Annotated in this window: 15 protein-coding genes; 11 read left to right on the top strand and 4 right to left on the bottom strand. The window is 64.5% G+C overall.

The genetic code is table 11. From position 1 onward, the window contains the following. Positions 1-28: 28 nt before the first annotated feature. A complete protein-coding gene (locus tag ACVIIV_RS07795; protein WP_456743670.1) occupies positions 29-937 on the bottom strand; it encodes a DUF4339 domain-containing protein in 909 nt (302 codons plus the stop codon). Positions 938-1185: 248 nt separating this feature from the next. Between ACVIIV_RS07795 and ACVIIV_RS07790 the strand changes: the two genes are divergently transcribed. The 9 genes from ACVIIV_RS07790 to ACVIIV_RS07750 all read left to right on the top strand — a co-directional run bounded on the left by ACVIIV_RS07790 (position 1186) and on the right by ACVIIV_RS07750 (position 11561). Next, the gene (locus ACVIIV_RS07790; protein ID WP_018323564.1) at positions 1186-1524 is read left to right on the top strand and encodes a P-II family nitrogen regulator; all 339 of its coding nucleotides are present in this window, start codon (positions 1186-1188) and stop codon (positions 1522-1524) included. A 133-nt stretch (positions 1525-1657) separates the two neighbouring features. Then, positions 1658-2959, top strand: coding sequence for an ammonium transporter (locus tag ACVIIV_RS07785; protein WP_456743669.1), 1302 nt, complete (start codon positions 1658-1660; stop codon positions 2957-2959). 310 nt (positions 2960-3269) lie between these two features. Further along, positions 3270-3608: a P-II family nitrogen regulator gene (locus tag ACVIIV_RS07780; protein WP_008142813.1), complete on the top strand. Its 339-nt coding sequence runs from the start codon at positions 3270-3272 to the stop codon at positions 3606-3608. A gap of 37 nt (positions 3609-3645) precedes the next feature. Beyond that, a complete protein-coding gene (locus tag ACVIIV_RS07775; RefSeq protein WP_456743668.1) occupies positions 3646-5094 on the top strand; it encodes an ammonium transporter in 1449 nt (482 codons plus the stop codon). Between the two features lie 203 nt (positions 5095-5297). Beyond that, entirely contained in the window at positions 5298-5702 is a 405-nt protein-coding gene (locus ACVIIV_RS07770) for a GFA family protein (RefSeq protein WP_456743667.1), read from the top strand. A 225-nt stretch (positions 5703-5927) separates the two neighbouring features. Continuing rightward, entirely contained in the window at positions 5928-7142 is a 1215-nt protein-coding gene (locus ACVIIV_RS07765; RefSeq protein WP_456743666.1) for an aminotransferase class I/II-fold pyridoxal phosphate-dependent enzyme, read from the top strand. 9 nt (positions 7143-7151) lie between these two features. Beyond that, complete coding sequence (locus tag ACVIIV_RS07760) at positions 7152-9632, top strand: DNA translocase FtsK (RefSeq protein ID WP_456743665.1); 2481 nt, start codon at positions 7152-7154, stop codon at positions 9630-9632. A 152-nt stretch (positions 9633-9784) separates the two neighbouring features. Beyond that, complete coding sequence (locus ACVIIV_RS07755; RefSeq protein ID WP_456748684.1) at positions 9785-10540, top strand: outer membrane lipoprotein carrier protein LolA; 756 nt, start codon at positions 9785-9787, stop codon at positions 10538-10540. A 205-nt stretch (positions 10541-10745) separates the two neighbouring features. Then, entirely contained in the window at positions 10746-11561 is an 816-nt protein-coding gene (locus tag ACVIIV_RS07750) for an exodeoxyribonuclease III (RefSeq protein ID WP_456743664.1), read from the top strand. A 142-nt stretch (positions 11562-11703) separates the two neighbouring features. Here the strand turns inward: ACVIIV_RS07750 and ACVIIV_RS07745 are convergent, their stop codons facing one another. Then, positions 11704-12147: a cyclic nucleotide-binding domain-containing protein gene (locus ACVIIV_RS07745; protein ID WP_018646009.1), complete on the bottom strand. Its 444-nt coding sequence runs from the start codon at positions 12145-12147 to the stop codon at positions 11704-11706. Between the two features lie 58 nt (positions 12148-12205). Continuing rightward, positions 12206-12892 carry a response regulator transcription factor gene (locus ACVIIV_RS07740; RefSeq protein WP_024338712.1) on the bottom strand — a complete coding sequence of 229 codons (687 nt, stop codon included), beginning with the start codon at positions 12890-12892 and terminating at the stop codon, positions 12206-12208. 202 nt (positions 12893-13094) lie between these two features. Between ACVIIV_RS07740 and ACVIIV_RS07735 the strand changes: the two genes are divergently transcribed. Continuing rightward, on the top strand, positions 13095-13664 hold the full coding sequence (locus tag ACVIIV_RS07735) for a L,D-transpeptidase family protein (protein ID WP_456748683.1): 570 nt from the start codon (positions 13095-13097) through the stop codon (positions 13662-13664). A 273-nt stretch (positions 13665-13937) separates the two neighbouring features. Here ACVIIV_RS07735 and ACVIIV_RS07730 read toward each other — a convergent pair whose 3' ends face one another. Beyond that, positions 13938-14627, bottom strand: a complete 690-nt coding sequence (locus ACVIIV_RS07730) for a YggS family pyridoxal phosphate-dependent enzyme (protein ID WP_456743663.1) — start codon at positions 14625-14627, stop codon at positions 13938-13940. A gap of 109 nt (positions 14628-14736) precedes the next feature. On the opposite strand from ACVIIV_RS07730, the gene ACVIIV_RS07725 reads away from it, so the two are divergent. Next, a complete protein-coding gene (locus ACVIIV_RS07725; protein WP_456743662.1) occupies positions 14737-16440 on the top strand; it encodes a sensor domain-containing diguanylate cyclase in 1704 nt (567 codons plus the stop codon). Positions 16441-16505 lie beyond the last annotated feature (65 nt).

Below are 16505 nucleotides of genomic sequence, written 5' to 3'. Positions count from 1 at the left end.
TCTTCTCGCTAGCGAAAGCCAGCGGCCGTCACATGGCCGCCTGCGAGCCGCGCGGCGCGAGCTCGGTCTGCGAGGCGAACCAATTCATGATCCAGCGATACACCCACGGGATCGGGATGATGAGGCTGCACAGGATCGCAGCCACGATGCCGCGCCAGAGGATGTCGAGACCCGAGCCCTTGAAAACGATCTCGCGCCGCGTGCCCTCGATGCTGCGGCAGAACCAGCGCATCTGGGCCGCGGCCACCCAGGCCCAGCCGATGATGGTGATGATGGAAATCGCGAACAGCAGATTCCAGCCGATATAGGCCCAGACCGAACCGGTGAAGCTCAAGCCCAGCTGCTGCCCGTTGGAGGCGAGGTTCGCGACCATCCATTTGATCAGCAGCCAGTAAAGAACGATCTGCACGATGAACAGCAGATTGCTCAGGATCTCGCTGCCGACGAAGGCGAGCGCGATGGCGAGAACGATGAAGCCGAAATACCACGGCACCAACGTCATCGCATTGCCGGTGAAGCTGAGGTTCGGCCGCCCAGGGACCTTCACGCAGGAGACGATCCATCTGGTGTACCAGACGAAGACCCACGGCGCCGGAATGACCAAGATCATTCCGATCAGCAGGACGATGCTGCGCCAGGTGAATTCGAGGATGCCGAAATCGACCGAGAGTGATCCGCCGCTTGCGGTAGCAGCGTAGCCGCCAGCGCCGCCATAGCCACTTCCGCCCATCATCGGCGGGCCGCCCGCCGGGACCATCGGAGGTGCACCGCCGCCGAGCAGGCCGGGAATCTCGGCGGCCTTCTGCCAGCCGGCCATGCCCTCGGTCCATACCAGCGTGTCCGGACGAACAACGCCCTGGGCGATCAGATCGCGGAACTGCCCTTCCGGAAAGGGCCCCTGCTGCTTGCCCTCGGATGCGTAGAACCAACTCGTCATGAAGCGTCCCCCTCAAACATACTTATGTGCCGGCCGGGACGCTTCGGTTCACCGCATCCATGCCAAAAATGCATTGTGAAGGATGAACGGATGCCCTGTACAGAGGCGGCCGTTCACATGACCGCCCTTGGCCAAACGTTTTTCCGCTTCAACCTGCAACTTTTTTGTGCCATTTGCCCGGAAAGATGCCAGATTGACGCGGCGCCGGGGACATACGGCGCGGCGCATCCCGGGGAATAGGCCTGACCATGAAACTCGTCGTCGCGATCATCAAACCCTTCAAGCTCGATGAGGTCCGTCAGGCCCTGACCGCGATTGGCGTCCACGGCATGACCGTGACCGAGGTGAAGGGTTACGGCCGGCAGAAGGGCCACACCGAGATCTATCGCGGCGCCGAATATGTCGTGAACTTCCTGCCGAAGCTGCGTATCGAGATCGCGGTCGCCTCCGACGTGGCCGATAAGGCGGTCGCCGTGATCACCTCGACCGCGCGCACTGGGCAGATCGGCGACGGCAAGATCTTCGTCACGCCGATCGACCACGCACTGCGCATCCGCACCGGCGAGACCGACAGCGACGCGCTCTGAATTCTGTTTGACGCGTTTTCTTCACGCGAACCGGTATCCACTTCGCTTGAAAACGCTTTGATCTGCTTCGATCGCACCGGGCAACGACGCCGCAACGTGCGACGCCAATTAATGCCGGGGGGGGGGGAACGATATGGCGGGATTGTTGCGCCGCGCAGCTGCTATGGCTGCGCCAATCGGATTTGTGTCCATCGTAGCTTCGCCGGCGCACGCAGCTGCCTCCGAGATCAACACCGCCGACACCGCCTGGATGATCGTCGCTACCGCGCTGGTGCTGATGATGACGGTTCCGGGGCTCGCGCTGTTCTATTCCGGCATGGTGCGCAAGAAGAACGTGCTCGCCACCATGGCGCAGAGCCTCGCCGCGGTGACGCTGATCTCCATTCTCTGGGTCGCGTTCGGCTATTCGCTGTGCTTCGTCGGCGACGGCCCGTGGATCGGCACGCTCGACCGCTGGTTTCTCGCCGGCATGACCATGGACAGCGTCAACCCTGCGGCGAAGACCATCCCGGAATCGCTGTTCATGCTGTACCAGATGACGTTCGCGATCATCACGGTGGCACTGGTCGCGGGCTCGGTCGCCGACCGCATGCGGTTCTCCGCCTACCTCCTGTTCTCGGTCGCCTGGTTCATCTTCGTCTACATTCCGCTAGCGCATTGGGTTTGGGGCGGCGGCTTCCTCGCCAGCATGGGCGTCTTGGATTTCGCCGGCGGCCTCGTCGTGCATCTGTCGGCCGGCACCGGCGGCCTCGTTGCGGCCAAGGTGATGGGGCGCGGTCACGGCTACGGCACCGAGAATCTCTCGCCGTTCGATCTGTCGCTCGCGGTGATGGGCACCGGCCTGCTGTGGGTCGGCTGGTTCGGCTTCAACGGCGGCTCGGCGCTGGCGGCGAACTCACGCGCGGTGATGGCGATCACCGCCACCCATCTTGCCGCCTGCGCCGGCGCGCTGACCTGGGGCGCGATCGAATGGTCGACGCGGCGCAAGCCCTCCGTGCTCGGCATGATCTCCGGCGCGGTGGCCGGGCTCGGCACCATCACGCCGGCCTCGGGCTTCGTCGCGCCCTGGCATGGCATCGTCATCGGCATCATCGCCGGTGCGGTCTGCTACTGGGCCTGTACCTGGCTGAAGCACCGCTTCAACTATGACGACTCGCTCGACGTCTTCGGCGTCCACGGCATCGGCGGCCTGACCGGCACCCTGCTCGGCGGCGTGTTCGCGACCAGCGCCATCGGCGGCACCGCCGGCCTGCTGGAGGGCCATCCGCAGCAGCTCCTGATCCAGTTCTACGGGGTCGCCGTCACCTTCGTCTGGTCGGCGGGCGTGAGCTTCATCCTGCTCAAGCTGGTCGGACTGTTCGTGCCCTTGCGCGTATCCCGTGAGCACGAGCTCGAGGGACTGGATATTTCGCAGCACGGTGAAGCCCTGCAATAGGCGCCGACACTACTTAAATACCCTCTCGCTGCACGACACGTGAGCAACATTGTGTCGGCAGCCTGTCATGCCCTCGTTTTGAGCAGGCGTGACCACGTTTTGAGCGCGACGTAATAGCGCACTGCACCGCAATACCCATCGAACGCGAAAACACCCGTTTTCATAGTCCGTTAGGCAATACGCCCGATCTGGCACGGCATTTGATTCTAGGGGTCCGGCTGTGCCCGCGTAGTGAAACGTCTCCCTCGTGGCGAACCAGTCGAGAAACGCCCGGCCACGTCCGGACCGGGCCCAAGCGGGGATAGGACCCATGAAAATTGTTATGGCGATTATCAAGCCATTCAAGCTTGAAGAAGTCCGTGACGCCCTGACCGCCATCGGCGTTCACGGTCTCACGGTGACGGAAGTCAAGGGATATGGCCGCCAGAAGGGCCATACGGAAATCTATCGCGGCGCCGAATATGCCGTGAGCTTCCTGCCCAAGATCAAGATCGAGGTCGCTGTCGCCTCCGACCAGGTCGACAAGACCATCGACGCCATCACGTCCGCTGCGAAAACCGGACAGATCGGCGACGGCAAGATCTTCGTCATCAATCTCGACCATGCGGTTCGCATCCGCACCGGCGAGGCCGATGCCGCGGCCCTCTGATTTCGCGCTCAACCTTATCCAAGCAGGAGTAAATAATATGACGTTCAAGCGTCCCTATGGCGCGGGATTGGCGGCTCTCGCAGTCGGCCTGTTCGCTGCGACCGCAGCCTATGCCGAGCCAACGGTCAACAAGGGAGACAACGCCTGGATGCTGACATCGACAGTGCTGGTGCTGTTGATGACGATCCCCGGCCTCGCGCTGTTCTACGGCGGCCTCGTCCGCTCCAAGAACATGCTCTCGGTCCTGATGCAGGTGTTCTACACCGTCTGCGTCGTCACCGTGATCTGGGCCGTGTACGGCTACAGCCTCGCCTTCACCGGCGGCTCCGACTTCATCGGCGGCTTCTCCAAGGCCTTCATGATGGGCGTCACCACCGACTCGAAGGCCGCGACCTTCTCGGTCGATGCCAACATCTCGGAGCTCATCTATATGTGCTTCCAGATGACCTTCGCGGCGATCACGCCCGCCCTCATCGTCGGCGCCTTCGCCGAGCGCATGAAGTTCTCGGCGATCGCTCTCTTCATTCCGCTCTGGGTCACGCTGATCTACTTCCCGATCGCGCACATGGTCTGGTACTGGCCGGGCCCGGACCTGATCCAGGACGCGGCCAAGGCTCTGGCTGCGGCGGGTGATGCGGCGGCGAAGACCGCGGCGCAGGCCAAGCTCGACGAAATCAACGCCGACGCCGGCTGGATCTTCAAGATGGGCGCGATCGACTTCGCGGGCGGCACCGTGGTGCACATCAACGCCGGCATCGCAGGTCTCGTCGGCGCCCTTCTGATCGGCAAGCGCGTCGGCTACGGCAAGGAGCTGATGGCTCCGCACTCGCTGACCATGTCGATGATCGGCGCCTCGCTGCTCTGGGTCGGCTGGTTCGGCTTCAACGCCGGCTCCAACCTGGAGGCCAGCGGCGGCGCTGCGCTCGCCATGACCAACTCCTTCGTCGCCACCGCAGCCGCTGCGCTGTCGTGGATGTTCGCGGAGTGGATCATCAAGGGCCATCCGTCGGTCCTCGGCGTCATCTCCGGCGCCGTCGCGGGCCTCGTGGCCGTCACGCCTGCGGCCGGCTTCGCCGGCGTGATGGGCGCGATCGTCCTCGGCCTGATCGTCGGCGTGGTCTGCCTGTTCTTCTGCACCGTCGTGAAGAACGCGCTCGGCTATGACGACTCCCTCGACGTGTTCGGCGTGCACTGCATCGGCGGCATCGTCGGCGCCATCGGCACCGGCATTCTCGTCAACCCCGCGCTCGGCGGCGCCGGCATCATCGACTACACCGCGATCCCGCCGAAGGTTGCCGATTACGACTTCGCCACGCAGATCCTCGCCCAGATCAAGGCCGTCTGCACCACGCTGGTGTGGTCGGGCGTCGGTTCGGCGATCCTCTACAAGGTCGTCGACGTGATCGTTGGCCTCCGCGCCAATGTCGAGACCGAGCGTGAAGGCCTCGACATCACCGAGCACACCGAGCGCGCCTACAACATGTAACCTATCCTCCCGGGCGCGGTCTCTTCGGAGACCGCGTCCACAACTACGGTTCGGGCACATACCCGGCAATGCCCTGACCGTTGAGGGGCTCCAGCGCAAGCTGGAGCCCCTTTCTTTTGACCTGCGCGCTGAAGAAAGGGATTGCCATTCCGCGCCGCCGGCGCAGAAATATCGACCACAAAGACAACAATCGGGAGGTCGTCATGCGTTTGGAAGGCGGATGCTATTGCGGTGAGGTGCGCTACGTGGCCGAAGGCGATCCGATGATGCAGGCGCAGTGCCATTGCCGCGAGTGCCAGTACATCTCGGGCGGCGCGCCCAACACCTTCATCGCGATGCCGGCGGCCGGCTTCTCCTACATCACCGGCCAGCCCAAGCAGTTCACCCGCAAGGACCTCGAACGCGCCGTGACGCGCGAGTTCTGCGCCGAATGCGGCACCCATCTGGTGACCAAGGTTCCGGGCCTGCCCGCCGCGATCCTGAAGGTCGGCACGCTGGACGAGCCAAAACAGTTCCAGCCGCAGATGGCGATCTACACCTGCGACATGCAGGAGTTCCACGCGATCCCCGCGGGCATGAAGACATTCGAGAAGCTGCCGGGGCACTGAAACCGCGATCACGGTGCGCTCCCTCAACCGCACGCGAGGTGTAAGAACCTGCCCCGCCCTGTAGCCCCGCATCCCGTTGTTATCCGGTCCCATTATTCCCGCTCTGGACGGAGGCGGCGGCCGATGGTTAATCGCGTCTTAACCTCGCCCTATCTATGGTGAACTGAACCGCTTCCCGCCGGCGCCTTGGTGCGACCGGCCGTTCCAAGAGTACTGGCGCCCAGAATGGTCATGACCGCTTCATCCCGTGCGCCGCAGGCCAGTGGAAGCTCCGATTCCGAGCGCTCGCCCTTCGTCCGGCTGAACGAGCTGCTGGCCCCGCATCAGCCTGGCAAGCCGTTGATTTCGCTTGCAGTCGGCGAGCCCCAGCATCCCGTGCCCGACTTCGTCGGCCCGGTGCTGGCGAAGCACATCGCCGAATTCGGCCGTTACCCCGCGAACAAAGGCACCGATCCATTCCGCCACGCTGCCGGCGCCTGGCTGTCGTCGCGCTTCAGGCTGCCGCGGCCGCTCGATCCCGAGAGCGAGATTCTCGTCCTCAATGGCAGCCGCGAAGGGCTGTTCCTCGCCGCGATCGCGGCTGCGCGATATGTCGGCCCGCGTCCCGGCAAGCCCGCGATCCTGATGCCGAACCCGTTCTATCCGGTCTATGGCGCGGGCGCCCTCGCGGCCGCCTGCGAGCCGGTGCATCTGCCGACAACGGTCGAGAACGGCTTCCTGCCCGACCTCGACGCCATCGACGAGGCGACGCTGGCGCGCACGGTGGCGTTCTACCTGGCCTCGCCCGCCAATCCGCAAGGATCGGTCGCCAAGCCCGATTATTTCAAACGATTGAAACAGCTCGCCGACCGCTACGGATTCGTGATCCTCAGCGACGAGTGCTATTCCGAGATCTACACCCGCGAAGCCCCGGGCAGCGCGCTGGAATGCGCAGGGCCCGACTTCACCCGCGTGGTCGCGTTCCAGTCGCTGTCCAAGCGCTCCAACCTGCCGGGCCTGCGCGTCGGCTTCGCCGCCGGCGACAAGAAGTTCATCGGCATGTTCCTCGAGCTGCGCAACATCGCGGCGCCCCAGGTGCCGGTGCCGCTGCAGCATGTCGCGACGGTCGCCTATGGCGACGAGGCGCATGTCGAGGAGAACCGCAGGCTCTACCGGATCAAGTTCGATCTCGCCGACCAGATCATCGGCAATCGCTATGGCTATCGCCGGCCCGATGCCGGCTTCTGCGTCTGGCTCAACACGTCGGAGATCGGCGACGACGTGTCGGTGACGCTGAGACTCTTCAAGGAAGCAGGCGTGCGCGTGGTGCCCGGCAGCTATCTCGCGCGGCTGCAGCCTGACGGATTCAATCCCGGCGCGGGCTACATCCGCCTCGCGCTGGTGCAGGATGGCGAGACCACGGCGCAGGCGCTGCATCGCCTGGTCGAGACTCTGGGTTAGGCGGGGCCCGTGAGCATGTCGGCAATCGAACGTGTCATTCCACTGGTCGGCCATCTGCCGCCCTCGATCCGCGAGGGGCTGGCACGGCGCATGCGCGAGCTGACCGGCCTCGGCCTGATCGCGCTGGCGGGCGTCGCCTCGGCAGCGCTGATGACGTGGTCGGTGCAGGATCCCAGCCTCAGCCATGCGACCTCGCGGCCGATCCACAACATCCTCGGCTATGCCGGCGCGATCGGCGCCGACCTCGCGATGCAGATCCTCGGGCTCGGCGCGATCATGCTGGTGCTGACGGTTGCGGTCTGGGGCTGGCGTATGATGACGCACCGCCCGTTCGACCGTGAGGCGCTGCGGCTCGGCTCCTGGATTCTCTGCACGGTGATCGCGGCGGGCTTCGTCAGCTGCTGGCGGCATGGCGGCGCCTGGCCGCTGCCGACCGGACTCGGCGGCGTGGTCGGCGACGCGCTGGTGCGCGCGCCCGCCGTCATCTTCGGGCCGGCGGGCACGATCTATCGCATCGTGCTGGGCACGATCCTGTTCGCCGCGATGACCGCGACCTTCCTGATCGCCTGCGGCTTCGGCGCGCGCGAACATGATGACGAGCTCGCGGAGATCGAGGATGACGACAAGCCGCTCGACGAGCACGAGGAGAGCGATCGCGGCTCGGTGTCGCTAGGCTGGCTGTTCCATGCGCTGATGAGCACCAAGGCGCGGCTGATCTGGCTGCTTGGTGCCGCTTACCGTTCGCTGGTCTCGAGCGGACCCAAGACCAAGGCCGCTCAGTTCAGCCGGCAGGAGCCGAATCTGGGCGGTGGCCGCGCCGCGCCCTCGATCTCGCCGCAGGCCGAAGACGAGGACCACGAGGACGAGCACCACGAGGAGGAAGGCGAGGAGGAGGAGGAAGAAGAGGAGCCGGCCGCACGTGCCCCGCGCAAGAAGGCTGCACCGAAGGCCGCGGTCAAGAAATCCTCCGACAGGTTCGACCTTCCGTCCGTCTCCATGCTGGCCGCCCCGAAGGCCGGCGATCGCCAGCCGCTCAGCAAGGCCGAGCTGGAGAACAATTCCCGTGCGCTCGAAGGCGTGCTGCAGGATTTCGGCGTGCGCGGCGAGATCGTGAAGGCCAATCCGGGCCCCGTGGTCACGCTGTACGAACTGGAGCCGGCGCCCGGCATCAAATCGTCGCGCGTGATCGGACTTGCCGACGACATCGCCCGCTCGATGAGCGCGCTGTCGGCGCGCGTCGCCGTCGTGCCCGGCCGCAATGCGATCGGCATCGAGCTGCCGAACGCACACCGCGAGAAAGTCTACTTGCGCGAATTGCTGGTGGCGAAGGAGGCGACCGACACGGTGGCAAAGCTGCCGCTGTGCCTCGGCAAGACCATCGGCGGCGAGCCCGTCATCATCGACCTCGCCCGCACGCCGCACATGCTGATCGCCGGTACCACCGGCTCGGGCAAGTCGGTCGCGATCAACACCATGATCCTCAGCCTGGTCTACCGGCTGCGGCCCGATCAGTGCCGGCTGATCATGGTCGATCCGAAGATGCTCGAACTCTCCGTCTATGACGGCATTCCCCATCTGCTGACGCCCGTCGTGACCGACCCGAAGAAGGCGGTGGTCGCGCTGAAATGGGCCGTGCGCGAGATGGAGGAGCGCTACAAGAACATGGCCAAGCTCGGTGTGCGCAACATCGACGGCTACAACACGCGCCTGCTCGAGTTGAAGGCCAAGGGCGAGGAGCCGACGCGCACCGTGCATACCGGCTTCGACAAGGAGACCGGCAAGGCGATCTACGAGGAAGAGAAGCTCTCGCTCGACCCGCTGCCCTACATCGTCATCATCGTCGACGAAATGGCCGACCTGATGATGGTCGCCGGCAAGGACATCGAAGGCGCGGTGCAGCGTCTCGCGCAAATGGCGCGCGCCGCCGGCCTCCACGTGATCCTCGCCACGCAGCGTCCGTCGGTCGACGTCATCACCGGCACCATCAAGGCGAACTTCCCGACCCGCATCGCCTTCCAGGTGACGTCCAAGATCGACAGCCGCACCATTCTGGGTGAGATGGGCGCCGAACAGCTGCTCGGCCAGGGCGACATGCTCTACATGGCCGGCGGTGGCCGCATCAGCCGCGTGCACGGACCTTTCGCGTCCGACGAGGAAGTCGAGAAGGTGGTGCGTCACCTCAAGACGCAAGGACAGCCGGAATATCTCGAAGCCGTCACCGCAGAAGAGCCGACCGAGGACGAGGACGGCGCCGTGTTCGACGCGACCGGCATGGGCGGGGATGGCGGCGGCGATCTATTCCAGCAGGCGGTTGCGATCGTCAAACGCGATCGCAAGGCCTCGACCAGCTACATCCAGCGCCGCCTGCAAATCGGCTATAACCGCGCCGCATCGCTGATGGAGCGCATGGAACTGGAGGGCATCGTCGGTCCCGCCAACCACGCCGGCAAGCGCGAGATTCTGGTCGAGGAAGAAGACAGCCACATGTGAGGCGAGGAGCCTCTGAACATAATTTCACGCAAAATCGATATCTGCTTTTGCCCGAAATCACGCTAAAAGGGCGCCCAGCCATACAGGACGACGCGTTGATCAGACATCCGGACATTCGATTCGCTGCCACCATCGCCGCGCGAAGCGCGCGCGTGGCCGGCGTGCTTCTCGTCACTGCCGCGATGGTAACCGGTGCGTCGCTCGCGCAGACCGTGCCGGTGCCGAAGCCCGCACCGAAGGGCCGCGATAGCGCTCCTGCCGGCGGTGGCCCGGCTGTCACCGGCGCGACGCAGACGCCGCCGAATCCGGTGATCCCGGACCCGCGCCGTAACGTGCCAAGCAGCATCTTCCAGACCTTCGACGCCAACCAGAAAGCACAGGCCGCCAAGGTCAGCGCCTATCTGTCGTCGCTTCAGACACTGGTCGGGAATTTCGTCCAGGTCGGTCCCGACGGCAGCAAGACGCAAGGCGATTTCTACATCCAGAAGCCGGGCAAGGTGCGCTTCGAGTATGACGCGCCGAGCCCGATCGACATCGTCGCGGACGGATCCTCGCTGGTGGTGCGCGACCGCAAGCTCGCGACCCAGGACGTCTATCCGCTGTCGCAGACGCCGCTGCGTTTCCTGCTGTCCGACCGCATCGACCTGATGAAGGACACCAACGTCGTCAGCGTCTCGGCCGACGACGTCTATGTCAGCGTCACCATCGAGGAGAAGCAGGCGCTGGTCGGCACCAGCCGGCTGCTCCTGATGTTCGGCGCCAAGGACGGCCAGCTCAAGCAGTGGACCGTCACCGACCCGCAGGGCTACGACACCACGATCGCGGTCTACAATCTGGATTCGAGCAAGAGGCTCGATCCCAGCATGTTCAAGATCGATTTTACCAATTACGGTCAGTCGCCGGGTTGAACACTCTGCTCTCGTAGGGTGGGCAAAGGCGCACTTGCGCCGTGCCCACCATCTCTTCCTCATGGCAGGCATCGTGGGCACGCTCCACTTTGCCCCACCCTACGAGAGCACGCCCAGACCCTCACATCTCGAACCCGAAAAGACGGTGGGCACGGCGCTTTGCGCCTTTGCCCACCCTACGAGAGCTTGCTAAGACGCATTTCCCATGCGTCTTTCCCTGACCACCTGGAACATCAATTCGGTGCGGCTGCGCATCGATCTGGTCGCGAAGTTTCTCAAGAGCGCGCGGCCGGAGGTGCTGTGCCTGCAGGAGACCAAGTGCATCGACGACGCCTTTCCGCTGAAGCGCTTCAAGCGGCTCGGCTATGAGCACGTCGCGCTGAACGGTCAGAAGGGCTATCACGGCGTCGCCATCGTCTCGAAGATCCCGTTCGAATCGAAAGACATCCGCACCTTCTGCGACAAGATCGATTCACGCCACATCTCGGTGTCGTTCGGCGAGAAGGCGGGCATCGCAAGGCCGCTGGTGCTGCATAATTTCTACGTGCCGGCGGGCGGCGACATTCCCGATCCCGCGCTGAACGAGAAATTCGATCACAAGCTTCGTTTCCTCGACGAGATGACCGCGTGCGAGCCGCTGCATCCGCGCGGTGAGGACCGCCACATCCTGGTCGGCGATCTCAACGTCGCCCCGCACGAGAACGACGTCTGGTCGCACAAGCAGCTTCTGAAAGTCGTCTCGCACACGCCTGTCGAAACCGAAAAGCTGAAGGCGGCACTCGCCGCCGGCGAATGGGTCGACGTCGCGCGCGAGCGCATCCCGATGTCGGAGAAGGTCTATACGTGGTGGAGCTACCGCTCCGCCGACTGGACCGTCGGCGATCGCGGCCGCAGGCTCGATCACATCTGGGTCTCGCGCGCGCTGAGGGACACGGTCAGCGATTTCAAGATTCTGCGCGATGCGCGCAGCTGGGAGCGGCCGTCGGACCATGTGCCGGTGACGGTGACGCTGGAGGTTTAGTCCGCGCCGTCATTCCGGGGCGCGCATAGCGCGAGCCTGGAATCCATTCATCCACCGTCTCTGCCGCTGGATGGATTCTCAGGTGCGCACTTGCGCACCATAGTTCGCGCTGCGCGCGCCCCGGAATGACGCGTGGAGAGAGCTACGACGTCAGCTTCGCGCCGGCCATCAAGATATCGCTGGCGATCTGGCTGGAGCGCACCGCGAATTCGTCGCGCAGGCGCACCGCGGCGGCGGGATCGCTTTCGAGCACGCGCTGGAACAGGCTGCGTGCGACGCGGATGACGGAGGAATGCTCCAGCGCGATCGCACTCGACGGCCGTTTCATCGGCACCACCAGCGCGAGCTCGCCGATCAGCGCGCCGGGGCCGGCGATCATCTCGGCGCCGGCGCCGTCCTCGACCCGGAAGGCGCCGCGCTGGACCACGAAGCCGGCATCGGCATCGTCGCCGAGATTGAACAGGACGTCGCCGCGGACGAAGTCACGCTGCTCGGAGCCGATCGCCAGCATGCGCAACGAGGCGTCTCCCAACAGGCGCAGTGTCGGGACACGCTCGAGAAGCGCTACGTCATCGTCGATTGACATTCAGGTCCGGAGCTCAAGGGCACGCGATCTAAATCGATTCGCGCGCCCCTGAAGCGTATCACGGCACCAGCTTGTAGCCACCGGCTTCCGTGACCAGGATTTCGGGGTTAGCCGCGTCCTTCTCGATCTTCTGGCGAAGGCGATAGATGTGGGTTTCCAGCGTGTGGGTGGTGACGCCGGAATTATAGCCCCAGACCTCCTGGAGCAGGGTCTCGCGCGACACCGGCATCTGGCCGGCACGGTAGAGAAAGCGGAGAATCGCCGTTTCCTTCTCGGTGAGGCGGACCTTGCGGGCGTTGGCCGCGGTCAGCATCTTCGAGCCGGGACGGAAGGAGTAGGGGCCGACCGAGAACACCGCGTCCTCGCTGGCCTCGTGCTGGCGCAGCTGGGCGCGGATGCGGGCCAGCAGGACAGCGAAGCGGAAGGGTTTTGCCACATAGTCATTGGCGCCGGATTCCAGGCCCAGAATCGTATCGGAATCGGTGTCGTGCCCGGTCAGCATGATGATCGGGGCCTTGAAGCCGCCCTTGCGCAAGGAGCGGACAACCTCGCGGCCGTCGGTGTCGGGCAGGCCGACATCCATCAGAACCAGATCGGGGGAGTTGGCCTTGGCGGCGCTCGCGCCCTTCGCGCCGGTATCGACGGCGGAGGCTTCGAATTCTTCGTGTAGCGATAATTGCTCCACCAGCGTGTCGCGCAGATCGGTATCGTCATCCACGATCAGGATCTTGCGGGCGTTGGGCATGGGAGGTCATCCTTTTAGGGTCCGGCTCGGCGCGCATCCATGCCGCACCCAGCCGCGAGGGGAAGTTTAGGGTCGCCGTTGTTATTGTTGTTCGTGTTGAAGTAGTGGGCTGTTACCGATTCACAAGCCAGAAGCACTCTAACTCAGAATAGCCGGGCGTTTTGATGAATGTCCTGTAATGAATCCGACATTGCACGTTCACATGAAAAATAAAGCAGCTTCAGTTGGTTACGGCAGGAATCGAAGCGCTGGGCCGCTCTCCGCGATCCGCGTTAAGCCTGCCGCCGGTAATCCGCGCCGGGGTTGGTTGATGGCCGGAGCGCTGACCATCCCGGTTGCGCTGGGGCGGGGCGGCATACTCGCCAACAAGCGCGAAGGCGACGGCGGCACCCCCAGGGGCAGCTTCCGTCCCAGACGGTTATGGTGGCGGGGTGACCGGCACAGTCGCCCCCGGACCTTCTTGCCGACCCGGATGATCACCGGCGTGGACGCCTGGTGCGAGGATCCACGGGACCGTCATTACAACCAGAGCATGCGGCTCGGCGAGGGGCAGGGCGGTGACCGGCTCAAGCGGGCGGATCATCTCTACGACTTCATCATCGAGATCGACCACAACACGCGACCGCGCATCGCCGGCCGCGGCAGCGCGGTGTTCCTGCACCTCGCCCGCGACAATTTCGGCCCGACCGCGGGCTGCGTCTCCATGACGAAATCTGCGATGCTGCAATTGCTGCGGCGCCTGGGCCCGCGAACAAAAATCATCATCGGGTGAGGGTGCATGCTCGACAAGGATCAGATCGCCGCCGCTTCGCATGTGGGCTCGCACGCCGCGGTCATTGCGAGCGTCACGCTTCGCGCTCGTGCCCCGGACGCAGCGCAGCGCTTCTTCAGCGGTGCGCTGCAGAGCCGGGGCCCATTCCGTCGCACTGCACCGCGTTGCCCTGGGTCCCGGCTCTGCGCCGCAACGCTTTAAGCGTTGCGGCTTGTCCGGGACACGAGAGTAAGCCCCGACGATGCGCGCGCTTCGTTGCCGGGTACGACCTTCCTACCTGTGCCCGAAGATGGCACTCCCCACGCGCACATGGGTGGCACCGAGCATGATCGCCGTGGCGAAATCCGCGCTCATGCCCATCGAGAGATTCTTCAAGCCGTTGCGCGCGGCGATCTTGGCGGTGAGAGCAAAGTGCGCCGCCGGCGGTTCGTCGACTGGCGGGATGCACATCAGTCCGGCGATCGTCAGCCCATAAGTGTCGCGGCAACTCGCGAGGAAGGCGTCGGCCTCGCCGGGCGCGACGCCGGCCTTCTGCGGCTCCTCGCCGGTGTTGATTTGGACGAACAGCTGCGGGTGCTTGTTCTGGGATTCGATTTCTTTGGCTAACGCTTGGCAAATGCTCGGGCGGTCGATCGAATGGATGGCGTCGAACAGCGCGACCGCATCTTTCGCCTTGTTGGATTGCAGCGGGCCAATCAGATGCAGCGCGATATCGGGGTAAGCAGACGTTAACGCCGGCCACTTGCCTTTGGCCTCCTGCACCCGATTCTCGCCGAATGCGCGCTGTCCGGCGGCGATAACCGGGGTAATTGCATCCGCCGCGAAAGTCTTGGACACCGCGATCAGCGTCACGGAGGCGCGATCACGCCGCGCATCCTTGCAGGCGCGTGCAATTTCGGCTTCGACCGCGGCGAGCGCGTTTGGTGAATGGCCGGTTACCGGCGCGGTGTTGGCTTTTGTCATGACGTCTCTTGGCTGTGGTCGTAGCCCGAGTTAAGTCCAATTTTACCGAATTCAAGAAACAGTTTTTGAACCCTTCGCTTTACCTTAGCCCATGGGGTGGGTAGCGAAGATGGCAAGCGTCAGTCTCAACCGCAAACGAGCGAAACTCAAGCAGGTTCTCGGAATCCGGGCGCGGCTTGCGTTGCTCGCGGTGATTCTTGTGACGCCCCTGATGCTCGAGCGCATCCGGTCGCTCGAAAACACACGCGCGCGGCAGATCGCGCAAGCTGCGGCCGAATTCACCACCGTGGCAAGGCACAGCGCCGATGCGCAGCGTGAGGTGATCTCGTCGGTCGAGACCATCCTGAAATCGGAGGCCTTCATCCGCGCTTCCGCCGGCGGCATCAGCAAGAGCTGCGACGTGCTGCGCGCAAGTCTGCCGTCGAGCCTTCCCTGGATCCGCACGCTTCTGATCGCCGGCCAAGACGGGCGCATCCAATGCGCCACCAACAACATATATGTCGGCCTCGATCTCAGTGACCGGCCGTACTTCCAGCAGGCACAGGAAACCGGCCGCTTCATACTGAGCGACTTCATCATGTCGCGGCCGGTGCCGTCGCCGACGGTGATGGCGGTTTATCCGGTCTCCGCCTTCAGCGGGGAGCCCGATGCCGTCGTGCTCGCCACCGTCAATCTCGACTGGATGTCGAAAGTCATGAGCAATCTCGGCGGTCGCGCCGGCATCACCGCGGTGCTGGTCGACAGCGCGGGCACCGTGCTGGCGGCCCCGGCCGATCAGCACAGCGCAGTCGGCCGTCCGCTCGACAACATGCCGCTGATGTCCGCGATCGCCGACAAGGCGCTGCGGTCCGACCAGGATGAGGGTTCACTGTCTTTCCTCGCGGCCGACGGCTCCCGCCGCGCGGTCAGCTATATCCGCATCGTCGGCACCAATGCTCGCCTGATCGCCAGCATCGATGAAGACAAGGTATCCGCAGCGGTCAGCCGCGACATCCGCACCGCTTATTTGCAGCTCGCTTTCGTCCTCATGTTCGTCCTGCTCGGCGCGCTGATCGCCGCCGAGAAGCTGGTGATCAAGCCGATCGAGATGCTCGCCGATATGGCCAAGCGTCTTGGCGAGGGCGATCTGTCGGCCCGCGCGGCACGCAATCGACTGCCGGCCGAGTTCGTGCCTCTGGCCCGCGCGTTCAACGCGATGGCCGCGCAGCTGAGCCAGCGCGAGCGCGAGCTGATCGCAAGCAACGACCGCCTGACGGTGATGGCTTCGATCGACATGCTGTCCGGTCTCGCCAATCGCCGCGGCTTCCAGAGCCGGCTCGACTTCGAGTGGATGCGCGCGCAGCAATATGGCAGCGAGCTCGCGCTGCTGATGATCGACGTCGACCATTTCAAGCTCTTCAACGATACCTACGGCCATCTCGAAGGCGATTCCTGCCTGACGCGGCTTGGCGAATCGCTGTCCGGCATCGCCGCCGACACGATGGGCTTTGCGGCACGCTATGGCGGCGAGGAGTTCTGCCTGCTGCTGCCGAATACCGACGTGATGCGTGCCGTTGAAATCGGCGAGCAGGTGCGCGCGGCCGTGCTGAAGCTGTGCCTGCCGCACATCACCTCCAGCCACATGATCGTCACGGTCTCGATCGGCGTCGCCGCGACAAAGCCGAACGAGTCCTTGCGTCCCGGCGACCTGATCGAAGCCGCCGACGCCGCGCTCTATGCCGCCAAGCATCGGGGCCGCAACAATGTCGTCGAGCACGGCGTGCAGGCGATCGCGGCCGGCGCGGCCGAGATGATGATGGTGGCGAGCGCGTAACCCGCGCGGCTAACGCTCTTCACCTCGCCCCGCTTGCGGGGAGAGGTCGGATTGCATCGGAGATG

The organism is Bradyrhizobium sp. USDA 4354, assembly GCF_054060315.1.
This window is presented reverse-complemented; position numbering and strand designations above follow the sequence as displayed.